This window comes from Thalassotalea algicola (assembly GCF_012932965.1).
GTDB classification, from domain to species: domain Bacteria; phylum Pseudomonadota; class Gammaproteobacteria; order Enterobacterales; family Alteromonadaceae; genus Thalassotalea_F; species Thalassotalea_F algicola.
In genome coordinates, this window is record NZ_JABBXH010000007.1 from 1 (window position 1) to 24534 (window position 24534).

General features: G+C 39.1%; 20 protein-coding genes and 4 tRNA genes. 10 read left to right on the plus strand and 14 right to left on the minus strand.

The window, feature by feature from the left end; genetic code table 11:
* Positions 1–72: 72 nt before the first annotated feature.
* The 4 genes from HII17_RS16655 to HII17_RS16670 form a co-directional block, all read right to left on the minus strand.
* Positions 73–149 (minus strand) — tRNA-Pro (locus tag HII17_RS16655).
* Between the two features lie 37 nt (positions 150–186).
* Positions 187–262, minus strand: a tRNA-His gene (locus HII17_RS16660).
* A gap of 25 nt (positions 263–287) precedes the next feature.
* Positions 288–364: transfer RNA gene (locus HII17_RS16665), tRNA-Arg, on the minus strand.
* 37 nt (positions 365–401) lie between these two features.
* Positions 402–478, minus strand: a tRNA-Pro gene (locus tag HII17_RS16670).
* A gap of 295 nt (positions 479–773) precedes the next feature.
* Between HII17_RS16670 and folD the strand changes: the two genes are divergently transcribed.
* Positions 774–1631 (plus strand): bifunctional methylenetetrahydrofolate dehydrogenase/methenyltetrahydrofolate cyclohydrolase FolD, encoded by an 858-nt coding sequence (gene folD, locus HII17_RS16675; protein WP_169076511.1) that lies wholly within the window; start codon positions 774–776, stop codon positions 1629–1631.
* A 114-nt stretch (positions 1632–1745) separates the two neighbouring features.
* On the opposite strand, the gene HII17_RS16680 is transcribed toward folD, so the two are convergent.
* Positions 1746–3269, minus strand: coding sequence for a fumarate hydratase (locus HII17_RS16680; RefSeq protein WP_169076512.1), 1524 nt, complete (start codon positions 3267–3269; stop codon positions 1746–1748).
* Between the two features lie 183 nt (positions 3270–3452).
* Between HII17_RS16680 and pabB the strand changes: the two genes are divergently transcribed.
* The 3 genes from pabB (at position 3453) to HII17_RS16695 (ending at position 6932) form a co-directional block, all read left to right on the plus strand.
* Positions 3453–4850, plus strand: coding sequence for an aminodeoxychorismate synthase component I (pabB, locus tag HII17_RS16685; RefSeq protein ID WP_211185398.1), 1398 nt, complete (start codon positions 3453–3455; stop codon positions 4848–4850).
* Positions 4851–4854: 4 nt separating this feature from the next.
* Positions 4855–5424 (plus strand): CoA pyrophosphatase, encoded by a 570-nt coding sequence (locus tag HII17_RS16690; protein WP_169076513.1) that lies wholly within the window; start codon positions 4855–4857, stop codon positions 5422–5424.
* A gap of 131 nt (positions 5425–5555) precedes the next feature.
* A complete protein-coding gene (locus HII17_RS16695; protein WP_169076514.1) occupies positions 5556–6932 on the plus strand; it encodes an L-serine ammonia-lyase in 1377 nt (458 codons plus the stop codon).
* A gap of 61 nt (positions 6933–6993) precedes the next feature.
* Here HII17_RS16695 and HII17_RS16700 read toward each other — a convergent pair whose 3' ends face one another.
* The 3 genes from HII17_RS16700 to HII17_RS16710 form a co-directional block, all read right to left on the minus strand.
* The gene (locus HII17_RS16700; RefSeq protein ID WP_169076515.1) at positions 6994–7773 is read right to left on the minus strand and encodes a hypothetical protein; all 780 of its coding nucleotides are present in this window, start codon (positions 7771–7773) and stop codon (positions 6994–6996) included.
* Positions 7774–7870: 97 nt separating this feature from the next.
* On the minus strand, positions 7871–9712 hold the full coding sequence (locus HII17_RS16705) for a M1 family metallopeptidase (protein ID WP_169076516.1): 1842 nt from the start codon (positions 9710–9712) through the stop codon (positions 7871–7873).
* 81 nt (positions 9713–9793) lie between these two features.
* Entirely contained in the window at positions 9794–10669 is an 876-nt protein-coding gene (locus HII17_RS16710; RefSeq protein WP_169076517.1) for a flagellar protein MotY, read from the minus strand.
* Positions 10670–10833: 164 nt separating this feature from the next.
* Between HII17_RS16710 and rnt the strand changes: the two genes are divergently transcribed.
* On the plus strand, positions 10834–11493 hold the full coding sequence (gene rnt, locus HII17_RS16715; RefSeq protein ID WP_169076518.1) for a ribonuclease T: 660 nt from the start codon (positions 10834–10836) through the stop codon (positions 11491–11493).
* Positions 11494–11614: 121 nt separating this feature from the next.
* On the opposite strand, the gene HII17_RS16720 is transcribed toward rnt, so the two are convergent.
* Together HII17_RS16720 and HII17_RS16725 are read right to left on the minus strand one after the other, a co-directional pair.
* On the minus strand, positions 11615–12220 hold the full coding sequence (locus tag HII17_RS16720; RefSeq protein WP_169076519.1) for a peroxiredoxin: 606 nt from the start codon (positions 12218–12220) through the stop codon (positions 11615–11617).
* A 112-nt stretch (positions 12221–12332) separates the two neighbouring features.
* Positions 12333–12671: a Grx4 family monothiol glutaredoxin gene (locus HII17_RS16725; protein ID WP_169076520.1), complete on the minus strand. Its 339-nt coding sequence runs from the start codon at positions 12669–12671 to the stop codon at positions 12333–12335.
* 279 nt (positions 12672–12950) lie between these two features.
* Between HII17_RS16725 and sodB the strand changes: the two genes are divergently transcribed.
* The 4 genes from sodB (at position 12951) to HII17_RS16745 (ending at position 18524) form a co-directional block, all read left to right on the plus strand.
* The gene (gene sodB, locus HII17_RS16730; protein ID WP_169076521.1) at positions 12951–13532 is read left to right on the plus strand and encodes a superoxide dismutase [Fe]; all 582 of its coding nucleotides are present in this window, start codon (positions 12951–12953) and stop codon (positions 13530–13532) included.
* A 196-nt stretch (positions 13533–13728) separates the two neighbouring features.
* A complete protein-coding gene (locus tag HII17_RS16735) occupies positions 13729–15663 on the plus strand; it encodes a PrkA family serine protein kinase (protein WP_169076522.1) in 1935 nt (644 codons plus the stop codon).
* Positions 15664–15690: 27 nt separating this feature from the next.
* Entirely contained in the window at positions 15691–16968 is a 1278-nt protein-coding gene (locus HII17_RS16740; RefSeq protein ID WP_169076523.1) for a YeaH/YhbH family protein, read from the plus strand.
* Positions 16969–17003: 35 nt separating this feature from the next.
* Positions 17004–18524, plus strand: coding sequence for a SpoVR family protein (locus tag HII17_RS16745; protein WP_169076524.1), 1521 nt, complete (start codon positions 17004–17006; stop codon positions 18522–18524).
* Positions 18525–18637: 113 nt separating this feature from the next.
* Here HII17_RS16745 and HII17_RS16750 read toward each other — a convergent pair whose 3' ends face one another.
* The 4 genes from HII17_RS16750 to fadR form a co-directional block, all read right to left on the minus strand.
* Positions 18638–19471, minus strand: coding sequence for a tetratricopeptide repeat protein (locus HII17_RS16750; RefSeq protein WP_169076525.1), 834 nt, complete (start codon positions 19469–19471; stop codon positions 18638–18640).
* 279 nt (positions 19472–19750) lie between these two features.
* Positions 19751–20578, minus strand: coding sequence for a tetratricopeptide repeat protein (locus HII17_RS16755; RefSeq protein WP_169076526.1), 828 nt, complete (start codon positions 20576–20578; stop codon positions 19751–19753).
* Positions 20579–20821: 243 nt separating this feature from the next.
* Positions 20822–21664, minus strand: coding sequence for a tetratricopeptide repeat protein (locus HII17_RS16760; RefSeq protein ID WP_169076527.1), 843 nt, complete (start codon positions 21662–21664; stop codon positions 20822–20824).
* 189 nt (positions 21665–21853) lie between these two features.
* Positions 21854–22564, minus strand: coding sequence for a fatty acid metabolism transcriptional regulator FadR (gene fadR, locus HII17_RS16765; protein ID WP_169076528.1), 711 nt, complete (start codon positions 22562–22564; stop codon positions 21854–21856).
* Between the two features lie 295 nt (positions 22565–22859).
* Here fadR and nhaB point away from each other — a divergent pair, with 295 nt between their 5' ends.
* Positions 22860–24452, plus strand: a complete 1593-nt coding sequence (gene nhaB, locus HII17_RS16770; RefSeq protein ID WP_169076529.1) for a sodium/proton antiporter NhaB — start codon at positions 22860–22862, stop codon at positions 24450–24452.
* The last annotated feature ends 82 nt before the right edge of the window (positions 24453–24534 follow it).

The following is a 24534-nucleotide window of genomic DNA, read 5'->3' on the forward strand; positions in this document are numbered from 1 at the left end:
ACTGCGTTAGCCACAATAAGTACCCAAACCAATTGGGTTTAGTGGAGCATAATTCAAGAAATAAAAAGAAAGTGGTCGGTGATGCAAGATTCGAACTTGCGACCCCTTGGACCCAAACCAAGTGCGCTACCAAGCTGCGCTAATCACCGATATATCTTTCATTTGACTACAGGACTGTAGAAAAAATGGGGTGGCTAATGGGACTTGAACCCACGACAACCGGAATCACAATCCGGGGCTCTACCAACTGAGCTATAGCCACCATTGTTTGGCACGCCTGTAGTATATGGCACGCCCTAAAGGATTCGAACCTTTGACCCACGCCTTAGAAGGGCGTTGCTCTATCCAGCTGAGCTAAGGGCGCACATTACCTACTAGGCATCACTTCCTAAAAAAGAAAGTGGTCGGTGATGCAAGATTCGAACTTGCGACCCCTTGGACCCAAACCAAGTGCGCTACCAAGCTGCGCTAATCACCGACTCTGTTGTTAAAAACTGTGTCGCTTTCAACGGGTGCGGATATTACCGAGTTGCCCCCTACTCGTCAAACACTTTTTTTAAATTTTTACCCGTTCGCTCACTTTTACAGCACCTTGGATAAAAAAGCATTAAATTGATGAATATTTATAAATGCTAACTAAATAGAATATACACAACAACAATAAACTTTTTGCCTAATATTTAATTTATATCGCAGCTAAAACTACACCAAGCAACGCTTTTATGAGAAAATAAAAGAGTTATTTATCATTTATATCACAACATTCTGAGATTATGACGGCACAATTAATTGACGGTAAAGCAATCGCACAAAATATTCGCACTTCTGTAAAAGAGAAAGTGGCGGCACGTATTCAACATGGTAAACGCGCGCCAGGCCTCGCTGTTATCTTAGTTGGTAGTGATCCAGCTTCAGAAGTATATGTAGGTAGTAAACGTAGAGCATGTGAAGAGGTTGGCTTTGTTTCTAAATCATATGACTTACCCGCAACTACATCTGAGAAAGAGCTATTAGCTTTAATAGATGAGCTGAATAATGACAACTCTGTTGACGGCATATTAGTACAGTTACCACTTCCAGAAGGCTTAGATCCTAATTTGGTCATAGAACACATTAATCCGAAGAAAGATGTTGACGGCTTTCACCCATCAAACGTCGGTAAGCTTGCTTTGCGTCAACCAGGTCTTCGTCCATGTACACCTAAAGGTATTATGGAACTAATTGAGTCAACGGGCGTTAGAACTCATGGCTTAGATGCCGTAGTTGTTGGCGCATCGAATATTGTTGGTCGCCCAATGACATTAGAGCTGTTGCTAGCAGGTTGTACAACCACGACTACCCACAGATTCACTAAAGATTTAGAAGGTAAAGTTCGTCAAGCCGATTTGTTAGTTGTTGCTGTTGGTAAACCAGAATTCATTCCTGGCGACTGGATTAAAGAGGGTGCAATTGTAATTGATGTAGGCATCAACCGCTTAGAGACAGGCAAGTTAGTTGGTGATGTTGAATTTGGTATAGCTAAAAATAGAGCTGATTTTATAACGCCTGTACCTGGTGGCGTTGGACCAATGACAGTAGCAAGTTTAATTGAAAATACCTTAATTGCATGTGAAGAGTTTGGAAACGAATAGTTTTCCTAATTGTTTTATTTCTAAACGCGCGATTACAGATATTTGATGTATTAATAAAAAGCCAGTGTATTTAAACACTGGCTTTTTCTATATTCTAAATAAACTTAACTGCTATTAAGCATTCAACTTTTCATCAAGTTCTTCTATTTTAGCTTGCCAAATCGCAGGGCCAGTAACGTGAGCTGACTCACCTGTACTATCTACAGCAACGGTAACCGGCATATCTTCTACTTCAAATTCGTAGATAGCTTCCATACCTAAATCTTCAAAAGCTACGACTTTAGCTTTCTTAATTGCCTTTGATACTAAGTATGCTGCGCCACCGACCGCCATTAAATAAACTGACTTATTATTCTTAATTGACTCACATGTAGCGGCGCCACGCTCTGCTTTACCAATTGAACCTATTAAACCTGTTTTTGATAGCATTAATTCGGTGAACTTATCCATACGAGTAGCCGTTGTAGGGCCAGCAGGGCCTACAGCCTCATCGCCGATAGCATCTACAGGGCCTACGTAGTATATGAACTTGTCAGTTAAATCTACTGGTAGCTCTTCACCGTTAGCCATCATTTCTTGCATTCGTTTATGAGCTGCGTCGCGACCTGTATATATCTTGCCACTTAACAATAACGTTTCACCAGTTTTCCATTCTGTAACATCAGCTTTCTTAAGTTCATCAACGTTAACACGACGAACACTTTCACCGACTTCCCAAGTAATTTCAGGCCAATCTTCCAATTTAGGTGGCTGAAGATCAGCTGGACCACTTCCATCTAAATGAAAATGAACGTGACGCGTTGCCGCACAGTTAGGGATCATTACCACAGGCTTTGATGCTGCGTGAGTTGGCGCCGAATTAATTTTCACATCGACAACTGTTGTTAAACCACCAAGCCCTTGCGCACCAATACCAAGCTTATTAACGCGCTCGTAAATCTCTAAACGCAGTTCTTCTTCGGCATTTTGTGGACCACGATCTAGTAATTCTTGAATATCTACAGGATCCATTAAGCTTTCTTTGGCAAGTACACCAGCTTTCTCAGCGGTTCCACCAATACCTATGCCTAGCATTCCAGGTGGGCACCAACCAGCTCCCATCTTAGGTAATGTCTCAACCACCCAATCAGCAACAGAATCTGAAGGGTTTAACATCACCATTTTTGTTTTGTTTTCACTACCGCCACCTTTAGCGGCAATCATTACTTCAACTTCATTACCTTCTACCATATCAATATGCACTACTGATGGCGTATTATCTTTAGTGTTTTTTCGCGTGCCTGCTGGATCTGAAACGATAGAGGCACGTAGTGGGTTATCTGGGTTCATATATGCACGACGTGTACCTTCATCAACCATTTGTTGAACCGTCATGTCTGTTTTGTCCCACTGAACTGCCATGCCGACTTTAACGAAACAAGTAACAATACCAGTATCCTGACAAATTGGGCGTTTGCCCGTTGCTGACATACGAGAATTAATCAGTATTTGTGCAATAGCGTCTTTGGCAGCTTGGCTTTCTTCTTTGTGATAAGCTTTCTCTAGTGCTTGCACAAAATCAAGCGGGTGATAATAAGATATATATTGCAGCGAGTCTGCAATCGATTCGATAAAATCTTGTTGTTTAATAATAGCCATACTAATTCTCTTGCCCTCGGTGAGATGTTATTTGACTAACTTTCTAACGCTGATTGATTCTCTAGTATTGAAAGTTAAATTTTTGCCGATATGATACCCTGCTTATTACAGTGTCGCTAGTCAATTATAGCGATTACGGTATTCGAAATTAGCTATCAATATTTTTCATTTAAAGGTGCCATTTTGCCCACTTTAAACGCTCCAATACCTCTCGTCGCAAAACCATTACCCTTGCCTTCAGGTTTAAATATTCAAGATGTTTTTGCTTCTATTGCCGACCAGCCTTGGAGCTTTTGGCTTGACTCTAACGAAAGCAAACATGTTGATAGCCAGTTTGATATTATCGTGTGGCAGCCGGCAGTTACAATAGAAACTGACTCACAGCAGACTAAAGTATTAGTCAACGATAAAGAATATCAAGCCCTTGAAGGTTGCTATCAAAAAGATCCATTAACGCTTATTAAAGAAGTTAACCAACAGGTTTTTGAAAAAGTTTCTCTGCCTAAAACTTCATTACCGTTTAAAACAGGTGCGGTTGGCTATTTTAGTTATGATTTAGGTCAACACTTCGAAAAGCTGCCTGATGACTCAAAAGATGATATCAACTTGCCTCATATGGCGGTAGGTATATACATGCAGGCCGTTGTCTATGATCGTGCTAATCAGGAGGTAACGTTAATCGCTCCAGAAAATTGTTGGCAAACACTATCTGAAGAACTCACCTCATTTATAAAGCCAAGCAAAAAGCGTTTCAAACTTGATTCCAATTGGCAGTCAAACATGAGCAAGGCCGCTTATAAACGTAAGTTTGAACAAGTACAACGCTACCTAGTCTCTGGCGATTGCTACCAAATAAACTTAGCTCAACGCTTTGACGCGAAATATCAAGGCGATGAATTCCAAGCCTACCTTAAATTAAGACAAGCCAATCAAGCCCCTTTTTCTGCTTTTATGCGATTCAGTGAATACAGTATTTTAAGTATTTCGCCTGAGCGATTTTTAAAGCTTACACAAAGTAAAGTTCAAACCAAGCCAATTAAAGGCACTATGCCTAGACATAATGACCCGATAAAAGATAAAGAAAATATTTCGCTACTTGAACAATCAAGTAAAGACAAAGCAGAAAATCTAATGATCGTCGACCTACTGCGTAATGATATTAGTCGAGTATGCCAACCTGGTTCAGTTAAGGTACCTAAACTTTTCGATGTTGAAAGCTTCCCTGCCGTCCATCATTTAGTTAGCACAGTAGTAGGTGACTTGAACAAACAATACGATGGCACCGATCTACTACGCGCGGCATTTCCTGGAGGTTCGATTACTGGTGCACCTAAAATTCGTGCAATGGAGATAATAGAAGAACTAGAGCCACACAAGCGAAATGTATATTGCGGCTCTATTGGTTATATCTCTGCCTGTGGCAACATGGACAGCAGCATTACCATACGCACATTGGTTTGCCAGAATGACAATATTTATTGTTGGGCTGGAGGCGGATTAGTCGCAGATTCAAAAGTTGATAGTGAATACCAAGAAACTTTTGATAAAGTAGGAAAAATACTACCGATTTTGGCTGAATAACACTATGGATAAAGGAACCTTTGTAAGAAAGTTTAAACTACATACTTTAGAAGCTTCTTTACATGAATTTCGCTACCCAAGATCAGTCAAAGAAGCTGCAGTCCTAATTCCTTTAATCGAAGTTAATCGTCAATTATCAGTAATTTTGACTCGGCGCGCTACTCACTTGAAACATCATGCTGGGCAAATAAGCTTTCCTGGTGGTAAGGTTGAACCATCTGATCTATCCGCTACAGATACCGCATTAAGAGAAGCTGAAGAAGAAATAGGTTTAGTACAAGCCCATGTCCAAACATTAGGCCAATTAAAACCTTACCATACCATTACCGGCTATAACGTTATCCCTATTGTTGGTTTAGTCGACAATCAAACATCATTTAACATAGACGAAAATGAAGTGGCTGAAATGTTTACCGTACCGCTTAGCCACTTTATCGACAAAGACAATCATACCAAGGTAGCTACCTATCACAAAGGCAATAAACACCACGTTTACTTTATGCCATACCAAAACCATAATATTTGGGGTGCAACTGCTGCTATGCTCGCTGATTTAGTCGCTCATATTGACTAAAACTAACTAGTACTTACACTCTTCTTCTATAATTAATTCATTATGACTTTTATATTGTAGACTTTCAGGTAGAATTACCGAATAAAATTTCACAATAGTTACATTAAGCAATTATTTGTTCAGGTTATCGCATGATAAGTGTATTTGATATGTTTTCAATAGGTATTGGCCCATCCAGTTCTCATACGGTTGGCCCAATGCGAGCAGCAAAATTATTTGCCGAACACCTCGGTGAAAAAGGTTTGATCGAGCAAACAACTCGTCTTAGTTGTGAGCTTTTTGGTTCCTTAGGGCAAACCGGTATTGGTCACGGAACGGGTAAAGCGGTGATTCTTGGGCTAACAGGTGAAAGTCCAGAAGACATTGCAGTTGAATCAATTGAAGCAATTTTGGCAGAGACTGTAGAAAGCCAAGAAATTAATTTATTAGGTCAATATAAGAAAGCTTTCCCAAAATCTAACGCCATAATTTATCACCGAAGAAAAACACTTCCGGCTCATGCTAATGCCATGACGCTTTATGCTTTTTGCGAAGACAAAGTAATCTTCGAAGAAACCTATTACAGTATTGGTGGTGGCTTTATCGTTCAAGACTGCGATTTTGAGAACGAAAAAGATAAAGCGCTATCTTTACACGCCAATATAAAACGTCCACATGTTTTTTCTACTGCCGATGAACTGATTAGTGAAGCAACAGAGAAAGGGTTAAGTATTAGTACAATTATGATGAACAATGAAAAATGTTTATCTGATGAGGCTTCGATACGCAAGGGCTTAATCGATATATGGCATGCCATGAAGGAAAGTGTCGAGCGCGGCATGAAAACCGAAGGCATATTACCTGGTGGTTTAAAAGTAAACCGAAGAGCCCCTGCACTTCACCGTTCATTATCTGTTGAAAATAATAATGACCCGCTTAGCGCCATGGATTGGGTTAACTTATTTGCCTTAGCGGTTAATGAAGAAAATGCCGCTGGTAGTCGGGTAGTGACAGCGCCAACTAACGGTGCTGCCGGCATTATTCCAGCAGTACTTTGCTACTACAATAAATTCATCAAGCCTGTAACCGATGACGACTGCATTCGTTATTTACTTACTGCTGCAGCCATTGGTGTACTTTATAAAACTAATGCGACGATATCTGGTGCAGAGGGCGGATGCCAAGCAGAAGTTGGCGTAGCATGCTCAATGGCAGCGGGCGCACTTACTGAAATAATGGGCGGCTCACCTAAACAAGTAGAGAATGCAGCAGAAATAGGCATGGAGCACAACCTAGGATTAACTTGTGATCCTGTTGGTGGCTTAGTACAAGTACCTTGTATTGAGCGAAATGCCATGGGCTCTGTAAAAGCGATTAATGCTTCACGTCTTGCCTTACGTGGCACTGGCACTCAAAAAGTTTCTTTAGATAAAGTAATCAAAACCATGTGGGATACCGGTAATGATATGAAAACTAAATATAAAGAAACGTCTCGTGGCGGTTTAGCCGTTAATATTATCGAGTGTTAATTAACGTTTTTTTTCAAACTTTTAGAAGCGCCTTATAGGCGCTTTTTTATTAACATCACTTTTAACGTAACTTCTGTCGGTAGGCCAAAAGCCCTAACGCCAACATGATAATTGGCCATTGATTAGGCTCTGAAATATCAGTGATTGATTCCCCGGAAATTAGTAACTGCTGAAATGCAATGGCCTCACTCCCCCCATTTGTCACTGCGTTTAGCTTAAGCGCTAATATTGAACCTGTACCTGAAATACTCTTAGTAAACGCTGAAAAATTATTTGAAAGTAATCGACCATTGGTTGACAACGGGTCGTTTAAATTGATTACCTTATTACTTTCTAATTGGTAGCTATTAGATGATTGCTCATCTGTACTACTAGTCATCAGTGACTGCCAGCCAAGGTTGTCTATTTGATAGTGCCAACTAAAAAAATCGCTAGACTCAAAGTCTCCCATTGCAGCAATATCAATTGAAAATAGCAGTTGTTTAAATCCGTCTATATTAAAAAGCCAACTAGCCTCTATGTCCCCTGATGGGTTATTCGGGTTTGTCGTATCAACGATGCCAAAAAATGGCACAGTATTGCTTGACGTAATAATTCCCAGATCATCTAACGGATTCGATAATGTATCATCTATCAACGCCGCTGGTATCGCATCAATACCTTTTTGATAGATTTGTGCACTATCGCTAGATGAACTAAAGGCGTCACGATAGTTATTACTATAATCAAGTAACCCAAATGTTGGTGCGTGAGATAAGTCTCTAGCGATAACAGTGGCATTGATTGAAGTGGACGTTATGCAAACAAGCATAACGAATAACCGTAAGATGTTATTCATCATAAATTCCTTTTAGTAATTAGCGCTCCTTGCGCAATGCTCAGTGTAGAATACAAATAAAAAAACCGCCAAAGTTGGCGGTTTTTTATCAATCATTTAGCTACTTTAGGATATTGTCAACGGTACCCTGTGCTAGCGGGTGATAACCTGGACGAGCCTCTTTATACACTTTTATTGCCCAAGCTTTGCCTTTTGGCGAATCCGCTAATGCTTTATAAAGCGGAACAATTAGCTTTCTTCGACCTATGCTAATTAGGTACTCTTCCATTGCTGGGTATACGGCATTGTAGCCAACTCGCAATGACAATAAGTACCAAGCATGAGCGATTTCAGCGTTTTTACTAGTCGTTAAACCATACGTTTGGTCAAGCTCTAACATTTTGCTTTGCGAAATATTCAACGGCAAGTTATTAATAAAATGTAGCCACTGATGAACCGTCCATGTAGCTGTCGGTAATTGTTCAAGCACCAATGAATCACCAATGTAATCGCTTATTTGTTGGTCCAAAGTAGTGAATGCATCCGATTTAGGCTTAGGTACATAACTCGGTAAGCCTTGCTCAAAAATCCATTCATTCACTTCATCCATTGAAACAATATTGGGATGCTTATCAATTAACTCTGCTTTTAAATACTTAACAAATTCGTGAGTACCAAGCGACAAAAATGCATGATCATCAAAATGCTTACGTACGAATTGGTCAAAGGTATCTCTACCAAACTTTTGCTCTAAGTAAATAAGGAACAACTGCCCTTTAGTATAAGGTACACCTGAAAATGCATCGTCAGGATCTCGGCCTTCAAGGTCAATATAAAGTTGTGTGTCGCCAGGTGCTAATTCTGCGATTTCATAGCTAAGTCCCTGAGAATCTAATGATTGCTCCATAATGGCACGCTTAGTACCAAACACCTTTTCCATAATGCGGTTTTCAACGTAGCTAGTAAAACCTTCGTTTAACCATAAATCACGCCAAGTCTCATTAGTAACTAAGTTACCTGACCAAGAGTGAGCCAGTTCATGGGCAATCAGGTTTACTAAGCTTTTATCGCCAGCAATAACAGTTGGCGTAATAAAAGACAAACGAGGATTTTCCATACCACCAAATGGGAAGCTAGGTGGCAGAATCAATAAATCGTAACGTCCCCAACGATATTCACCATACATCGCTTCGGTAGCATCTATCATAGCTTGCGTGTCATTAAATTCAGCAACCGCAGAATCAACTAAACTTGGCTCGGCATAAATACCTGTAATGTCACTCATTGGCTTAAACACTATGTCACCGGCAGCAATGGCAATTAAGTACGGAGGCACTGGTTGCGGCATTTCAAACAAATAGTCGCCATCACGTTTCGTATCCGGAGCATTGTTAGCACTCATCACAGCTAATACATTTTCTGGCGTTGTAATGCGTGCACTATAAGTCATACGCACGCTTGGCGTATCTTGAACTGGTATCCAAGAGCGAGCATGGATTGCTTGGTTTTGGCTAAACATAAACGGCAGCTTCTTACCTGCTGTTTGCTCAGGTGTTAGCCATTGTAAGCCAGACGCTTTTTCTGTTGATTGATAATAAACTCGCAACTTATCCGCTTTTATAGCGGTATGAATTGTTAGCTTACTACCTAAAACATCATCACGTTTAGCTAAAGTAAAGTTTGCTTTCTGCCAACTCCCACCCGTACGTTTCGCCATCACTCGGTGAACAATTAAATCCCTAGTATCTAAATAAATTGGATGGTTGCCCTTTACTAGCCATTTTAAATCCAACTCAGCAAAGCCCTTTAGTGATTTATTTTCAAAATCGACATCTAGGTCTAAGTAGGTGTGAGTTGTAACGACTTGATCGTAATTCGCATAAGTATATGCATCATTTGTCTTAGCCTGCGCAGCTCCAACAACACCGACACACAATAACAAGGTGACAATAAACTTTTTCATTATTAGCTCTTATATAAAAAATATGGCTGTAGATTAAACCTAACCTACAGCCATATTCAACTGGATTTACAGAAATTTTATTTAAAACTCTTGAGGTTTTTCCATATGAATTACCACGCGCCTGTTCTGGCCACGGCCAAGCGTTGTTTCATTTGAAGCTATGTGGCGTTTTTCGCCAAACCCTCTCGCTTCAATGCGGGCAGCATCGATACCATTTTTTTCAAAATATTCACGAATTTTATTGGCGCGTTTTTCTGACAACTTCAAGTTATTCCAGCGACCACCATAGCTATCAGAATAAGCATCAATTAAAACTAGTTCTAGCTCCGTATCTAATTTCAAATACTCTGAAATCATTGCCATACGGCGCTCAGAAGCTTTGGTAAATTTATCACTATTTGACTGATAATTGAGCACTGTATATGCAATATCATCAAAACTGTAATTCAACAAATTACCCACGCAGCCAATAAATTCTTTATAGGCTCTTGTAAAGCGTGCTGTTGAAAGGCCTACTGCGACTTTGTCGTTATCACTGTACCAATCATTATAATAAAAGGTAGGGTTCATGCCCTGCTCTAACTCGTTGAGCATGGTCCAAGCAATTTTCTTATCTAAACTAGGTGAAAACTGCTTATGTAACTTCATGTCTGCAATTGTATAATCACCAATTCCAGGTCTAAAGTTAGGTGCCACTGAACGTACTTCGGCAAGTGAGTAATTATCCGGTAAACGCAACATATCCAACTCAAACAACATATTGTTATTTCTATTGGCCTTACTAGTAAATTTCGCTTCTCCATAATTAGGGATCATATGAGTTAGCGTACAATTAAGCCGAGAGTTATCAGAAACCTGCCAATGAGAGTTTTCCAAGTCGGCACTATATTGTCTAATACCAGCGTTAGACTGACTCGCAATAACGGCACTTATTACAACTGATAATATTTTTTTCATAACTCAGCGCTTAAAATGGAAAAATGAACATACTTTATATCGACCATGACATTACTAACTTTAATACTATTCTCAGATTTTTTCAGTAATTTCGAGCCTGCCAGTACAGTTTATAAAAAAAGTTTGCGATAATGCCGCCTCTTTTAACTATCAAATATTAACGCATGGCAGACGAAGTTACGTCAACTGAAAGTACCATTTCAGAAAAATCTCTTTTTGCACAACGATTTCGTGGCTACTTTCCTGTAGTTGTCGATGTAGAAACCGCAGGATTTAACGCCCAAACAGATGCTTTGCTAGAAATAGCGGCGAGCATGTTAACGCTTAATGAGCAAACCGGTGAATTTTCAATCGACGAAAGCATTTACTTTAATATTGAACCATTTGAAGGTGCAAACCTAGAGCCTTCAGCTTTAGCATTTACGGGTATCGATCCGACCCATCCGTTACGCGGCAATGTCCAAGAAGCACATGCACTAAAAGAAATGTTTAAGTTAATTCGAAAGAAAATGAAAGCTGCTGGTTGTCAACGAGCTGTAATGGTTGCTCACAATGCAGCATTTGATTTAGGTTTTTTAAACGCGGCAATTGAACGTTGTAATATTAAACGTAGTCCATTTCACCCATTCGTAAGCTTCGATACTACGACATTATCTGGCCTTGCATACGGTCAAACGGTTTTGGCTAAGGCATGTGAAGCCGCAGAATTAGAATTTGATAACAACGAAGCCCACTCAGCACTATACGATACAGAAAAAACTGCGGAGTTATTTTGTAAAATTGTCAATAAATGGAAGAACTTAGGTGGTTGGCCACTTAGCTAGCATTGAAGAGATATCGTTTGCCAATGCCCCTAACATTACCACATAACGACAAGTAATATTTATTGAGTTCATAAAAAAGCCCGCGGTAGCGGGCTTTTTTATGAATTACGTTTAACTTAAATTATAAGTTATCAGCATTATCAGAAAGGTAAGACGCTACGCCATCTGGAGAAGCAGTCATACCTTTATCACCTTTATTCCAACCAGCTGGACATACTTCGCCATGCTCTTGGTGGAATTGTAGTGCATCTACCATACGTAACATTTCATCAACGTTACGACCAAGTGGTAAATCGTTAACTACTTGATGACGAACGTTACCTTCTTCATCAATTAAGAATGAACCACGGAATGCAACGCCAGCTTCTGGGTGCTCAACGTCGTATGCTTGACAGATTTCATGTTTAACGTCAGCAACTAACGTGTATTGAACAGGGCCAATACCACCTTCGTTAACTGGCGTGTTACGCCATGCGTTGTGGCTGAACTGTGAATCAATTGATACACCAATTACTTCAACACCACGACTCTTGAACTCTTCCATGCGGTGATCAAAAGCTAATAACTCTGATGGGCAAACAAATGTAAAGTCTAATGGATAGAAAAATACAACCGCTTTTTTACCTTTAATAGCTTCTGATAAAGTGAAGCTATCTACGATTTCACCACTACCTAGAACAGCTGCGGCAGTAAAGTCTGGTGCAGGACGACCAACTAATACACTCATTTTATTCTCCAATTATAGTATTAAGTGTTAGTAAGTTTTCACTCACTAAATTTAAAATCACATCACAAGTATTGTGCTGTAAAAATATTTTTCAATGCTGAGTCACAAATTTTTAAGAATTTTCTTCCGTTTGTGTTTTTTCAGCAGTTTCTTTGATCAAGGTTTGCAACTCGCCTTGTTGGAACATTTCTAAAATAATGTCACAACCGCCAATTAATTCCCCTTCAACCCATAACTGTGGGAAGGTAGGCCAATCAGCATAAGCTGGTAACTCGGCTCGGATATCTGGGTTTTGCAAAATATCAACAAACGCAAACTTCTCACCACACGACATTAATGCCTGAGAGGCTTGTGCAGAAAAACCACAATTTGGTAATTTAGGTGAGCCTTTCATATATAAAAGAATTGGGTTTTCAGCAATTTGCTCTTTAATGCGTTCAATTGTTTCCATAATAACCTCTAGTGATCACAACTTATTGAAAGTTGAATATGGGCAAGTTTAATAAAATTCAACACCAAGCAGAATTAAAAATAAAAATTATAATTTATCACTTTTTGCCTTGATAAATAGGCTAGTAATACCTATAAATTTCGGTACACTATGCTTGGCTTCAAAAAACTTGAGTATTTTACTCGGTTTTTCAAAAAAACAAAGACAAAGTTAAGTTTGTGAGTCAAATAAACGCTTAACTATAAAATTTTCTAATCAATACAAATTCTGGAGATTAAAATGGCTATTGAATTACCAGCTCTACCATATGCGATGGATGCACTTGCACCACATATTTCACAAGAAACATTAGAGTTTCACTATGGTAAGCATCACAACACTTATGTTGTAAAACTTAACGGCTTAATTGGCGGCACTGAGTTTGAAGGTAAGTCTTTAGAAGACATCGTAAAATCTTCAGACGGTGGCGTATTTAACAATGCTGCACAAATCTGGAATCACACATTCTACTGGAACAGCTTAAGCCCAAATGGTGGCGGCGAGCCAACTGGTGCATTGGCTGATGCAATCAATGCTAAATTTGGTTCTTTTGCAGAATTCAAAGCAGCATTTAACGACAAAGCAGTAAACAACTTTGGTTCAAGTTGGACATGGCTTGTAAAAACTGCTGATGGCGGTGTTGATATCGTAAACACTTCAAACGCAGCAACACCATTAACAGATGACAGCTTAACACCATTAATGACAGTAGATTTATGGGAACATGCTTACTACATTGATTACCGTAACTTGCGTCCAAGCTACATGGAAGCATTCTGGGCATTAATTAATTGGGAATTTGCTTCAGCAAACTTCGCATAATCAAGCCATTCAAATACTTAGAAGCCGGCATATTGCCGGCTTTTTTATTGCCATTATCTCACTACATCATAAATTCATTTACAAAAAACTCTCCAATTTTGTCACCGTTAGCTAAATAAACAACTAAGCTTATAAATAGATATTGCATTTTCTCGGTCTATTTAATTACACCCTTTTCTGTTTTCGGGAGGCGGTTATGAGCATTTTTAAGCACTATCAATCTCGCTACGAGCAAGCGCAGCAAGAAGAGTTTACCTTGCAAGAATTCCTCGATATTTGTCGAGAAGACAAAATGGCTTACGCCAGTAGTGCAGAAAGATTACTACGAGCAATTGGTGAACCAGAAATGATTGACACTTCTGCGGAGCCAACCTTAAGTCGAATATTTTCCAATAGAGTGATTGCGAGATATCCAGCCTTTAAAGACTTTTACGGTATGGAAGACGCCATCGAGCAAATTGTTTCCTATCTCAAACATGCCGCTCAAGGGTTGGAGGAGCAGAAACAAATTCTCTACCTTCTTGGTCCAGTAGGCGGCGGGAAGTCATCACTTGCAGAGAAGCTCAAATCATTGATGCAAAAAGAGCCTATTTACGTGTTAAGTGCTGACGGTGAGCGTAGCCCAGTCAACGATCATCCATTTTGCTTATTTAGCCCAGATTCAGATGGCAAGATATTACAAGATGAATATGGAATCCCTGGTCGTTACCTTAATCCCATCATATCGCCATGGGCTGCTAAAAGGTTGCACGAATACAAGGGTGATATTGCTAAATTCAAAGTTGTTAAGATTTATCCATCAATTCTTGATCAAGTCGCTATTGCCAAAACAGAGCCTGGAGACGATAACAATCAAGATATATCAGCGCTTGTTGGCAAAGTCGATATACGCCAACTTGAGCATTTTGCTCAAAACGATCCTGACGCCTATAGTTACTCTGGCGCGCTTTGTCGGGCAAACCAAGGGGTGATGGAGTTTGTAGAAATGTTTAAAGCGCCAATCAAGGTGCTTCATCCATTACTTACTGCCACCCAAGAAGGAAACTACAACCCTACTGAAGGCTTATCAGCCTTACCTTTTAATGGCATGATACTCGCGCACTCTAATGAATCAGAATGGCAAACCTTTAGGAACAACAAGAATAATGAAGCATTTTTAGATCGCGTTTACATCGTAAAAGTGCCCTATTGTATGCGTGTCTCGGAAGAAGTGAGAATTTATAGAAAACTGTTAGAGCATAGCGAATTAAAAGAAGCGCAATGTGCACCTGACACCCTAGAAACACTGGCACAATTCTCAGTACTTTCTCGATTGAAAGATCCTGAAAACTCTAGCATTTACTCAAAAATGCGAGTCTATGATGGTGAAAGCCTTAAAGATACAGATCCTAAAGCTAAGTCATATCAAGAATATAGAGACTACGCTGGCATAGATGAAGGTATGTCAGGGCTTTCGACACGTTTTGCTTTTAAAATTTTATCTCGCGTATTTAACTTCGATCACCTTGAAGTTGCAGCCAACCCAGTTCACTTATTTTATGTTCTAGAGCAGCAAGTAGAGCGAGAACAACTACCGAAAGAAACTCAAGAGCGCTATTTAGAATTTATTAAAGGCTATTTAACGCCGCAATATATCGAGTTCATTGGAAAAGAAATTCAAACAGCGTATTTAGAGTCTTATTCCGAGTACGGGCAGAATATCTTTGATCGCTATGTTACCTATGCTGACTTTTGGATCCAAGATCAAGAATACCGAGATGCGGAAACTGGGCAGTTGTTCGACCGTGAGGCGTTGAATAACGAACTTGAAAAAATAGAAAAACCTGCGGGAATTAGCAACCCAAAAGACTTCCGCAATGAAATCGTCAATTTTGTACTGCGGGCAAAAGCCAATAATAATGGAAAAAACCCGAACTGGACAAGCTATGAGAAACTACGCACCGTAATCGAAAAGAAAATGTTCTCAAATACTGAAGACTTATTGCCTGTTATATCATTTAACACCAAAACGTCGAATGACGATCAGCAAAAACATGACGACTTTGTTGAGCGAATGATGAGTAAAGGCTACACGAAAAAGCAAGTCAGGCTGCTATCAGAGTGGTACCTTCGCGTAAGAAAATCTTCTTAACCTAGGCTAAGGTAAAGGAGAAGTAGTATGGCAAACTTTATCGATAGAAGGCTAAATAGTAAGAATAAAAGTACGGTCAATCGCCAACGCTTTATTCGTCGCTATAAGAGCCAGATAAAAAAATCAGTATCAGACGCGATTAATAAGCGTGGCGTCACTGATATCGAAAGCGGTGAAAACATTACAATCCCTAAAAAGGATTTAAGTGAGCCTATTTTTCATCAAGGTAGCGGAGGTGTGCGTGAAAAAGTTCACCCTGGCAATGACCAATTCGCTCCTGGCGATAGAATAAGCCGGCCACCTCAAGGTGGTGGGCAAGGCAGTGGTCAAGGTGATGCAAGTGATAGCGGAGAAGGCGAAGATGATTTTGTATTCTCAATATCAAAAGACGAATATCTTGATTTACTATTCGAAGATTTAGCCTTGCCCAATTTAGAAAAATCTCAGCTCGATAAACTAGTTGAATATAAAACAGTACGCAGCGGGTTTTGTGCTGAAGGTGTGCCTGCCAATATTGATATCGTCAAATCACTTCAAGGCTCAATTGCTCGCCGTATCGCTATGACATCAAGTAAACGCCGAGAGCTTAAAGAAGCAGAAAAAGCACTTACGGCTCTTGAAAGCGATAAACTCGATCATCTAAGCGAAATTAAAGCGCTAAAAGCAACCATCAAAGACTTAAAAGCACGTATCAACAAAGTGCCATTTATTGATACCTTCGATTTACGTTACAGAAACTACGCGCGAGAAGCAGTACCAACATCCAAAGCTGTTATGTTCTGTTTAATGGATGTATCTGGCTCAATGGATCAAGCAACCAAAGATATTGCGAAACGCTTCTATATACTTTTATACCTTTTCCTTACCCGCACATATAAAGAAATTGATGTGGTATATATTCGCCACCATACACAAGCGAAAGAGGTTGATGAACAAGAATTTTTCTATTCTCAAGAAACTGGCGGTACTATTGCGTCAAGTGCACTTGAACTAATGGTTAAGGTGATCGACGAGCGATACAGCAGTAGTGATTGGAATATCTATGGTGCTCAAGCTTCAGATGGTGATAACTGGGCAGACGACTCACCACTATGTAAAAAACTTTTATTGGAAAAGATTCTTCCTAAGGCGCGTTATTTTAGCTACATCGAAATCACGCAACGAGCACATCAAACGCTTTGGCACCAATATCAAGAAGTAGCTAAGCAATGTGGTTATTTTGCAATGCGTCATATAAAGGGTGTCGATGATATTTACCCTGTCTTTAGAGAATTATTTAAAAAAGAAGAAAAATCTGCGGCCTAAGTTTTAGGTTTACCCATAAGGTTTAGGAGATAGGTATGGCAAAGAGAAAACCGTTAGATGATAGCCCAGATTGGACTTTTGACAAGCTCGAGCAATATCAAGCTGAAATTGCTCGCGTTGCCGAGCACTACAGGCTTGATACCTACCCTAACCAAATTGAAGTAATTACCGCAGAGCAAATGATGGATGCTTACGCTAGCGTCGGCATGCCTATTGGCTATAACCACTGGACTTACGGGAAAAAGTTCATACAAACTGAACAAACCTATAAGCGCGGTCAGATGGGGTTAGCATATGAAATCGTTATAAATTCAGAACCCTGCATCTCATATTTAATGGAAGAAAACACGATGACAATGCAGGCCTTAGTTATGGCACATGCTTGCTATGGTCACAATTCATTTTTTAAAGGAAATTACTTATTTAAATCTTGGACTGATGCTGGTTCAATTATAGATTATTTACTGTTTGCCAAAAACTATATCGCCGAATGTGAGCACAAATATGGCATAGACGATGTTGAAGCAACCTTAGATGCCTGTCATGCGCTGATGAATCACGGAGTTGATAGGTATAAACGCCCACAAAAAATATCGCTCGATGAAGAATTAAAGCGCCAAAAAGAACGAGAAGAATATTTACAGTCACAGGTAAACTCTTTGTGGAGAACACTACCTACACAAGAAGTTTCAGCAGAAAAGATTAGACAGCGCTTCCCAAGTGAACCGCAAGAAAACTTATTATATTTCATAGAAAAAAATGCCCCGCTACTTAAGCCATGGCAACGTGAGGTCGTAAGAATTGTACGCAAAGTATCTCAATACTTCTATCCGCAAAAACAAACACAAGTAATGAACGAAGGCTGGGCTTGTTTTTGGCATTACACCATTCTCAACCACCTATATGATGAAGGACTCGTTACCGACAAATTTATGCTGGAATTCCTTCATAGCCACACAAATGTTGTCGCTCAGCCAGATTACAATAGCCCTTATTACTCAGGAATAAACCCATACGCGCTTGGCTTTAATATGTTTATTGATATCAGACGTATATGTGAACAGCCAACGGATGAAGACAAAAAGTGGTTCCCTGAAATTGCCGGTAGCAATTGGCTAGATACTTTGCACTTTGCAATGGAAAATTTTAAAGACGAAAGCTTTATTAGCCAGTTTTTGTCGCCAAAAATGATTCGAGACTTTAAGTTATTTCACATTCATGACGATGTAAAAAATAATTTTGTTGAGGTGTCTGCAATTCATAATGATAATGGCTACCAACAAATACGTAATGTGCTCTCTAATCAGTATAACTTGAGTAATTTGGAAGCTAACATTCAAATTACCGAAGCAGATATCAATGGCGATCGTTCTCTCACTTTAAAGCACATCCCTTATAGTGACATTCCGCTAGCTGATTCCAAAAGCGAAGTGCTAAAGCATTTGCATTATTTATGGCAGTTTGACGTCAACCTATATGAAGAAGATAAGCATGGGAAAGATGTATTGCTGGCAAGCTGTCCGTCCAAAGAAAAAGATATCGCTTCCGCGAAATAAAAATGTAGTTTGCAAGATCACAGCAACAAGCAGCTACGTTCTTGAAGAGTCGCCTAGCTGGTAGCATTGTGCAGACACAAGCAAAGTAGCTAGGCACCTACTAAATAGACAGACTATTGACCAGAAGCCGCGCGATTATAGCTTATAGTTAAAAAAGAATAGTCAGCCATACCTTCAACTCCGTCTGACGCATAACAGCTAGTGCGCTCAGCACATGACTTACCAGTGAAACGGGTTCCCGTCGTTTTTATTGGTCGCCTATAAGTCACTAGCTGCTCTCGCAGCACGGTTTCGAGCGGCGGAGATGTAACAGTAATAACTTCAACTTCATCTTGAGGCCAAGTAATGTTGCCGTTTGCAGACTCCAATAGCGGCACAGCGTTCATTGCAGCTAGCAATTTTGGAAAAAATTTTGCAGGTATTTCATCATCCTGTTTAATAAATAATGCGATTTTCGCCACTTCTTTATATCGCTGTTTATAGGCAGCGGCTAAGTATTTGTCAGCAAGCTGAAACTCTTGCTTGCCAAAAGATTCATCAAAATAAATCATCCCTAGTACAAAGTTCGCCGCTTTATAGTCTTTCTTAGCAGCTTTTTTCAAATACTTAATACCTTGTTCAATATCTTTATGGCTCTCTTCGCTGATATAAATGATACCAGCTTTTAATTGTGCAGCAGAATCGCCACCAAGTCTTGACGCTCTTTTAAAGTACTTTAAAGCCTCGTTAATATTTTTCTCAGTACCATAGGCATGATAATAAAATTGGCCTAACGTAGACATCGCTTGAGGGTGCCCCCGTTTAGCAGCGATGCGAAAGTCATTAAAGTAGTTTTTACAGAGTTCGGATTGGCAATTTGAGGGTAACGTAGCCGCTGCACTTGGAAAAACCAGTGTAGAAAGCAGCAGTACGCCTATTAATAATATAACGTGATTAAACATTTTCATTGTACAGTTTCCTTTCTTTTTATCTGACAACGGAAACTATAAATACGATGAGATAGGCTAGCAGCTAATCTTATCTAATGTCGTCTAATATTGTCTAACATGTCCAAAAACAAAGGGTCAATGAAGAGTTCGCGATATGTTTTTTTTAAGAGGTTTTCTGTTTTACTACTACATGAAAAATGGGTAGCGGAAGCAATTTATAAGGTTTTTTCGCTCGTTTGAATAACTTTATTGGAAAAAATAGGCAGACGAAATAACAACTCATCTGCCTAAGAAACGCTAGTTACTATTATTTGCGCCTGCGAATCCATCTAAGAACAAATAGTTAAAATCAGTGGCGTCGGCAATATCTGCTCGTTGCATACACGTTAAACGTTCAGTACATGTTTTTCCTTGAAAACGTGTTCCCGTTGATTTTATCGCTTTTCTAAATGTCACTAATTGTCGTCTAAAAGTATCTTGTAGCGGCGGCGAAGTTACAGTAATCACTTCAACATTTTCGCTATGCCAAGATAGTGAACCATCCTTGTGCTTTTCTAGTGGCCTTTCCTGCATTGCCGCATTAAGCTTTGGAAATGACTGGGCATTTATCGGTGTTTTTGAATCGATATAAGCAATTGTATTTGGAATTTGCTTCATTTTGCTTTCATATGCTTTAGCAAAGTACTTATCTGACGCTGCCATATCTTTGTTTTGATATTTATCGTCATAATGCACCATTCCCAACAGCAAATCGGCTTGTTCGTAACCATTCTTAGCTGCTTTTTCTAGGTATTCAATCCCGTCGTCTACATCTTTTAAATCTTCATTTGTTAGATAGATAAAACCAGCTTTAAATGCTGCGGCAATATAGCCATGTCTGGACGCTTTCTTAAAGTACTTAAGCGCCATTTTGTCGTTCTTTTCAGTGCCATAGCCACTGAAATAAAACTGGCCTAACGTTAACATTGCCTGAGGGTGTCCTCGTTTAGCGGCTTTTTTAAATTGACTAAAGTAATCAACGCATTCACTCGTTTGGCAAGCAGTTAACTTTTCTGCTGAAGCAGTTGAAGTAAAAACAAAAACCCCAGCTAGACCAATTAACACCTGTTTTAAATGTTTATTCATTTGAATTCCTTATAGATTCATGTGTTGCATTAAACAGTACAACGTAGACTTACATTATCGAGATCTCGCCACATATTAAATACCGTTTACATTCAAAATCATGCCGTTCATCACAATTACTTATCAAAAAAATTTTTTAGTGAAACAACAGCCGCCATTAAGCCCTTAAATTATAAGCAAAAAAAAGGCGACTTAACGTCGCCCAAACACACTAAAGGAAAATCAAATAACTATTGATAAGATTTAAAGCTTGCCTGAATAGATATCTTTCCCTGCAAAGCCTTGTAAGAATAATAAATGAAAGTCAGTTACGTCAGCGATATCAGCTCGTTGCATACACGTTAAGCGTTGTGCACAGGATTTACCATGAAATCGAGTACCCGTTGCTTTAATCGCCTTTCTAAAGTCCATAATTTGTTTATTAAATGTCGTTTCAAGGGGAGGCGAGGTAATCGTAATCACTTCTACGTTATCATCATGATAAGACAAGCTACCATCTTTGGTTTTTACTAATGGCTTTTTATTTACCTCAGCATAAAATGAAGGAAAAGACTTTTCATTCATCAATTTTTGCGCTTCAACATACTCAACCACTTTGGGCATTTGTTTATATTTACGTTTATACGATTTTGTAAAGTGCTTATCAGCTTTTGCTAAGTTTTTTACACCATACTCGTCATCTAAATAGATCATACCAAGTAAAAAGTCAGCACCCTTATATTCATATTTTGCAGCTGTTTCTAAATACTCAATACTTTCATCAATGTCTCGCAATTCCTTGTTGCTCATATAGATATAACCGGCTTTAAATTGGGCCGCGGTATACCCTGCTCTTGCTGCCTTTTTAAAATATTTAAGCGCTAACTTTTCGTTAACTTTAGTTCCGTAACCATGATGATAAAATTGTCCGAGTGTTAACATCGCTAAAGAGTGTCCACGTTTTGCCGCTTTTTTGTATTGTTTAAAGTAGTTCACACACGAGTCTGCTTCACACTTGCCAATTTTTTCAGTAGCCCCGCTTGCTGTCATACTTAACAATGAAAAAATTATGGCTGTTAACATCAACTTTGTTCTTGTTATGTTCATATTTAGATCCTTTAAATTGACCCCTTGTAACATGGGCTTTATAAAAATAAAGGCATAAAACCGACAATAACAGCCCGTTTATCACTCAATTCCAACCGTTAATCACAAGAATTGTTAAGAACACCTTTTTCAAGCACAAAAAAAAGAGTAAAAGTGAACTTTTACTCTTTCTTAGCTAGCTATATTTTACTATTCAACTAACTCTTTTAGCACTTCATCTTTAAGCTCTAACCATAACTTACCAGACTCAACACCATATTTACGTACTGCTAAAACTGATTCATCATATTTACCCGCTTTAGCTAACTCGATTAGCTTCTGATAATAAGTACGCGATATTTCACGGCCTTTAGGGTGTTTAAAGTACAAGCCACCTAAACGAGAATATAACCCTCTAAAGCCATTTAGAATAAGTAAGTAAATCGAATTACCTGAAGCCATTACAAGCTCTTTATTTAAGCGGTAATCAAATTCAGCAAATGCTTCACCAGTATCTTCCACTTCAGCATACGCTTCTAATAACTCAATCGTTTTCTCAGGGTTATTTCTTATCGCACCACGTACATAAATAGCACTGATATTCGTACGAGCAGACATTAAGTTATCCACTAATTCTGGAATACCTTCCTGATCTAATTGCGCTAATGTTTCTAAAATATTTAAACTTGAAGTTTCCCAAAAGTTATTCACTTTCGTTGGCTTACCATGTTTAATTGTGAGCCAGCCATCACGCGCTAGACGCTGCAATACTTCTCTAAGGGTAGTTCTAGTAACCCCAATTAATTCTGAAAGCTCACGCTCCGCTGGTAAAATAGAACCAGGAGGAAAACCACCGTTCCAGATAGATTCGACGATATACTGCTCTGCAAATCCTGCCGGACTCTGTGCTTTTATAACCATATTTTTCGCGGCCTCAGTTACCTACACATATACAAACTTAACTGATTGTACCAGAACATATAACTTGTACAACCAGTTAAATTGCCATAAGCAAATGAAAACCGGCTTTTATAAAACACTTAGCATTAAATTTAAAGATGAAAATAAAAAAGTAATAAAAATTGGAATCCAAAACAAAAAATTTACGCTAGGCTATTAATACCTAATAAATTATTGTGATATATTCAAAAAACACTTCGTTTGTATGTGCCAAGATTTTGGTGCTATAAACATTACAATTATAAAAAGGTAAGTTATGCAGCAATCATTTATGAGTGCGTTTTTTAAAAACTTTCTTGGCAACTCGCCAGAGTGGTATAAATACGCAATTATAGCTTTCTTAGTTATCAACCCGATTCTATTCTTTTTTGTCAACCCTTATGTAGCAGGTTGGGCATTAGTGTTAGAATTCATTTTCACTTTGGCAATGGCCTTAAAGTGTTATCCATTGCAACCGGGCGGATTACTAGCATTTGAAGCTGTAGTCATCGGCATGACATCGCCTGATCAGGTTCTACATGAAATAATACTTAATATTGAAGTATTACTACTGCTTATCTTTATGGTGGCAGGTATCTATTTCATGAAAAACTTGCTCCTGTTCTTATTTACTAAAATAATTACCAAAGTTCAGTCTAAAACCGCTGTATCGTTATTATTCTGTTTTGCGAGTGCTTTCTTATCAGCATTCCTAGACGCACTTACCGTTATTGCCGTTATTATTAGTGTCGGTGTCGGCTTTTACTCGGTTTACCATAAAGTCGCTTCAGGAAAAGAAATTACACACGAGCACGACCACACATCAGATCACGAATTACCTGAGTTCTCTCGTAATGACTTACAAGACTTTAGAGCTTACCTAAGAAACCTACTAATGCACGCTGGTGTAGGTACGGCCCTAGGTGGTGTTTGTACTATTGTAGGTGAGCCTCAAAACTTAATTATCGGCCAACAAGCAAATTGGGAGTTTGTGGAGTTTGCTATTCGTATGTCGCCAGTGACTGGGCCTGTGCTAATTGCCGGCCTAATCACTTGTTTCTTATTAGAAAAATTAAAGTGGTTTGGTTACGGCGCACACTTGCCAGACAATGTACGCACTATATTAAATGACTTTGATGCGCAAGAATCACAACAACGAACTAAGCGTGATAAAGTAAAATTAATCATGCAAGGCGTTGTTGGTATTTGGTTAATCGTAGCATTAGCTTTGCATTTAGCAGCAGTTGGCCTTATCGGTCTGAGTGTTATCATCTTCGCTACGGTATTCACTGGCGTTAATGAAGAGCACCAAATTGGCCATGCGTTTGAAGAAGCTCTACCTTTCACTGCCCTATTGGCAGTATTCTTTGCAATAGTTGCCGTAATCATCGATCAAAAGCTATTCACGCCAGTAATCAACTGGGTATTAACTTTTGAAGGCAATATGCAGCTGGTGATGTTCTATCTTGCCAACGGTTTCCTTTCTATGGTTTCTGACAATGTCTTCGTTGGTACGGTATACATCACCGAAGTTAAGAAAGCATTGATTTCAGGTCAAATTACTCGTGACCAATTTGATATGCTTGCAGTAGCAATTAATACAGGTACCAACTTACCAAGTGTAGCAACGCCAAATGGTCAAGCAGCATTCTTATTCTTATTAACGTCTGCCTTAGCACCGTTAATTCGATTATCGTACGGTCGCATGGTAATTATGGCGTTCCCATATACCATAGTGCTTACTACTGTCGGACTAATTACCATTCAAAGTGGTTTCTTAGAATCACAAACAGAAAGTTATTATGAGTCCGGGTTAATTCACCACCATACAGTTAGTGAAGCAGAAGAGCCTGCTACTGGACATCACTAACCGTATTTAAGCTAGCTGATAAATTTATTAACAAAAAGCGCCTAATGGGCGCTTTTTTTTGTCTTCGAATTAGCTAAAATGC

What these genes read in the sequence shown, in the direction of transcription:
- folD (WP_169076511.1), top strand. Translation starts at nt 774, where the DNA reads ATGACGGCACAATTAATTGACGGTAAAGCAATCGCACAAAATATTCGC.
- HII17_RS16680 (WP_169076512.1), bottom strand. Translation starts at nt 3,269, where the DNA reads ATGGCTATTATTAAACAACAAGATTTTATCGAATCGATTGCAGACTCG.
- HII17_RS16690 (WP_169076513.1), top strand. Translation starts at nt 4,855, where the DNA reads ATGGATAAAGGAACCTTTGTAAGAAAGTTTAAACTACATACTTTAGAA.
- HII17_RS16695 (WP_169076514.1), top strand. Translation starts at nt 5,556, where the DNA reads ATGATAAGTGTATTTGATATGTTTTCAATAGGTATTGGCCCATCCAGT.
- HII17_RS16700 (WP_169076515.1), bottom strand. Translation starts at nt 7,773, where the DNA reads ATGATGAATAACATCTTACGGTTATTCGTTATGCTTGTTTGCATAACG.
- HII17_RS16705 (WP_169076516.1), bottom strand. Translation starts at nt 9,712, where the DNA reads ATGAAAAAGTTTATTGTCACCTTGTTATTGTGTGTCGGTGTTGTTGGA.
- HII17_RS16710 (WP_169076517.1), bottom strand. Translation starts at nt 10,669, where the DNA reads ATGAAAAAAATATTATCAGTTGTAATAAGTGCCGTTATTGCGAGTCAG.
- rnt (WP_169076518.1), top strand. Translation starts at nt 10,834, where the DNA reads ATGGCAGACGAAGTTACGTCAACTGAAAGTACCATTTCAGAAAAATCT.
- HII17_RS16720 (WP_169076519.1), bottom strand. Translation starts at nt 12,220, where the DNA reads ATGAGTGTATTAGTTGGTCGTCCTGCACCAGACTTTACTGCCGCAGCT.
- HII17_RS16725 (WP_169076520.1), bottom strand. Translation starts at nt 12,671, where the DNA reads ATGGAAACAATTGAACGCATTAAAGAGCAAATTGCTGAAAACCCAATT.
- sodB (WP_169076521.1), top strand. Translation starts at nt 12,951, where the DNA reads ATGGCTATTGAATTACCAGCTCTACCATATGCGATGGATGCACTTGCA.
- HII17_RS16735 (WP_169076522.1), top strand. Translation starts at nt 13,729, where the DNA reads ATGAGCATTTTTAAGCACTATCAATCTCGCTACGAGCAAGCGCAGCAA.
- HII17_RS16740 (WP_169076523.1), top strand. Translation starts at nt 15,691, where the DNA reads ATGGCAAACTTTATCGATAGAAGGCTAAATAGTAAGAATAAAAGTACG.
- HII17_RS16745 (WP_169076524.1), top strand. Translation starts at nt 17,004, where the DNA reads ATGGCAAAGAGAAAACCGTTAGATGATAGCCCAGATTGGACTTTTGAC.
- HII17_RS16750 (WP_169076525.1), bottom strand. Translation starts at nt 19,471, where the DNA reads ATGAAAATGTTTAATCACGTTATATTATTAATAGGCGTACTGCTGCTT.
- HII17_RS16755 (WP_169076526.1), bottom strand. Translation starts at nt 20,578, where the DNA reads ATGAATAAACATTTAAAACAGGTGTTAATTGGTCTAGCTGGGGTTTTT.
- HII17_RS16760 (WP_169076527.1), bottom strand. Translation starts at nt 21,664, where the DNA reads ATGAACATAACAAGAACAAAGTTGATGTTAACAGCCATAATTTTTTCA.
- fadR (WP_169076528.1), bottom strand. Translation starts at nt 22,564, where the DNA reads ATGGTTATAAAAGCACAGAGTCCGGCAGGATTTGCAGAGCAGTATATC.
- nhaB (WP_169076529.1), top strand. Translation starts at nt 22,860, where the DNA reads ATGCAGCAATCATTTATGAGTGCGTTTTTTAAAAACTTTCTTGGCAAC.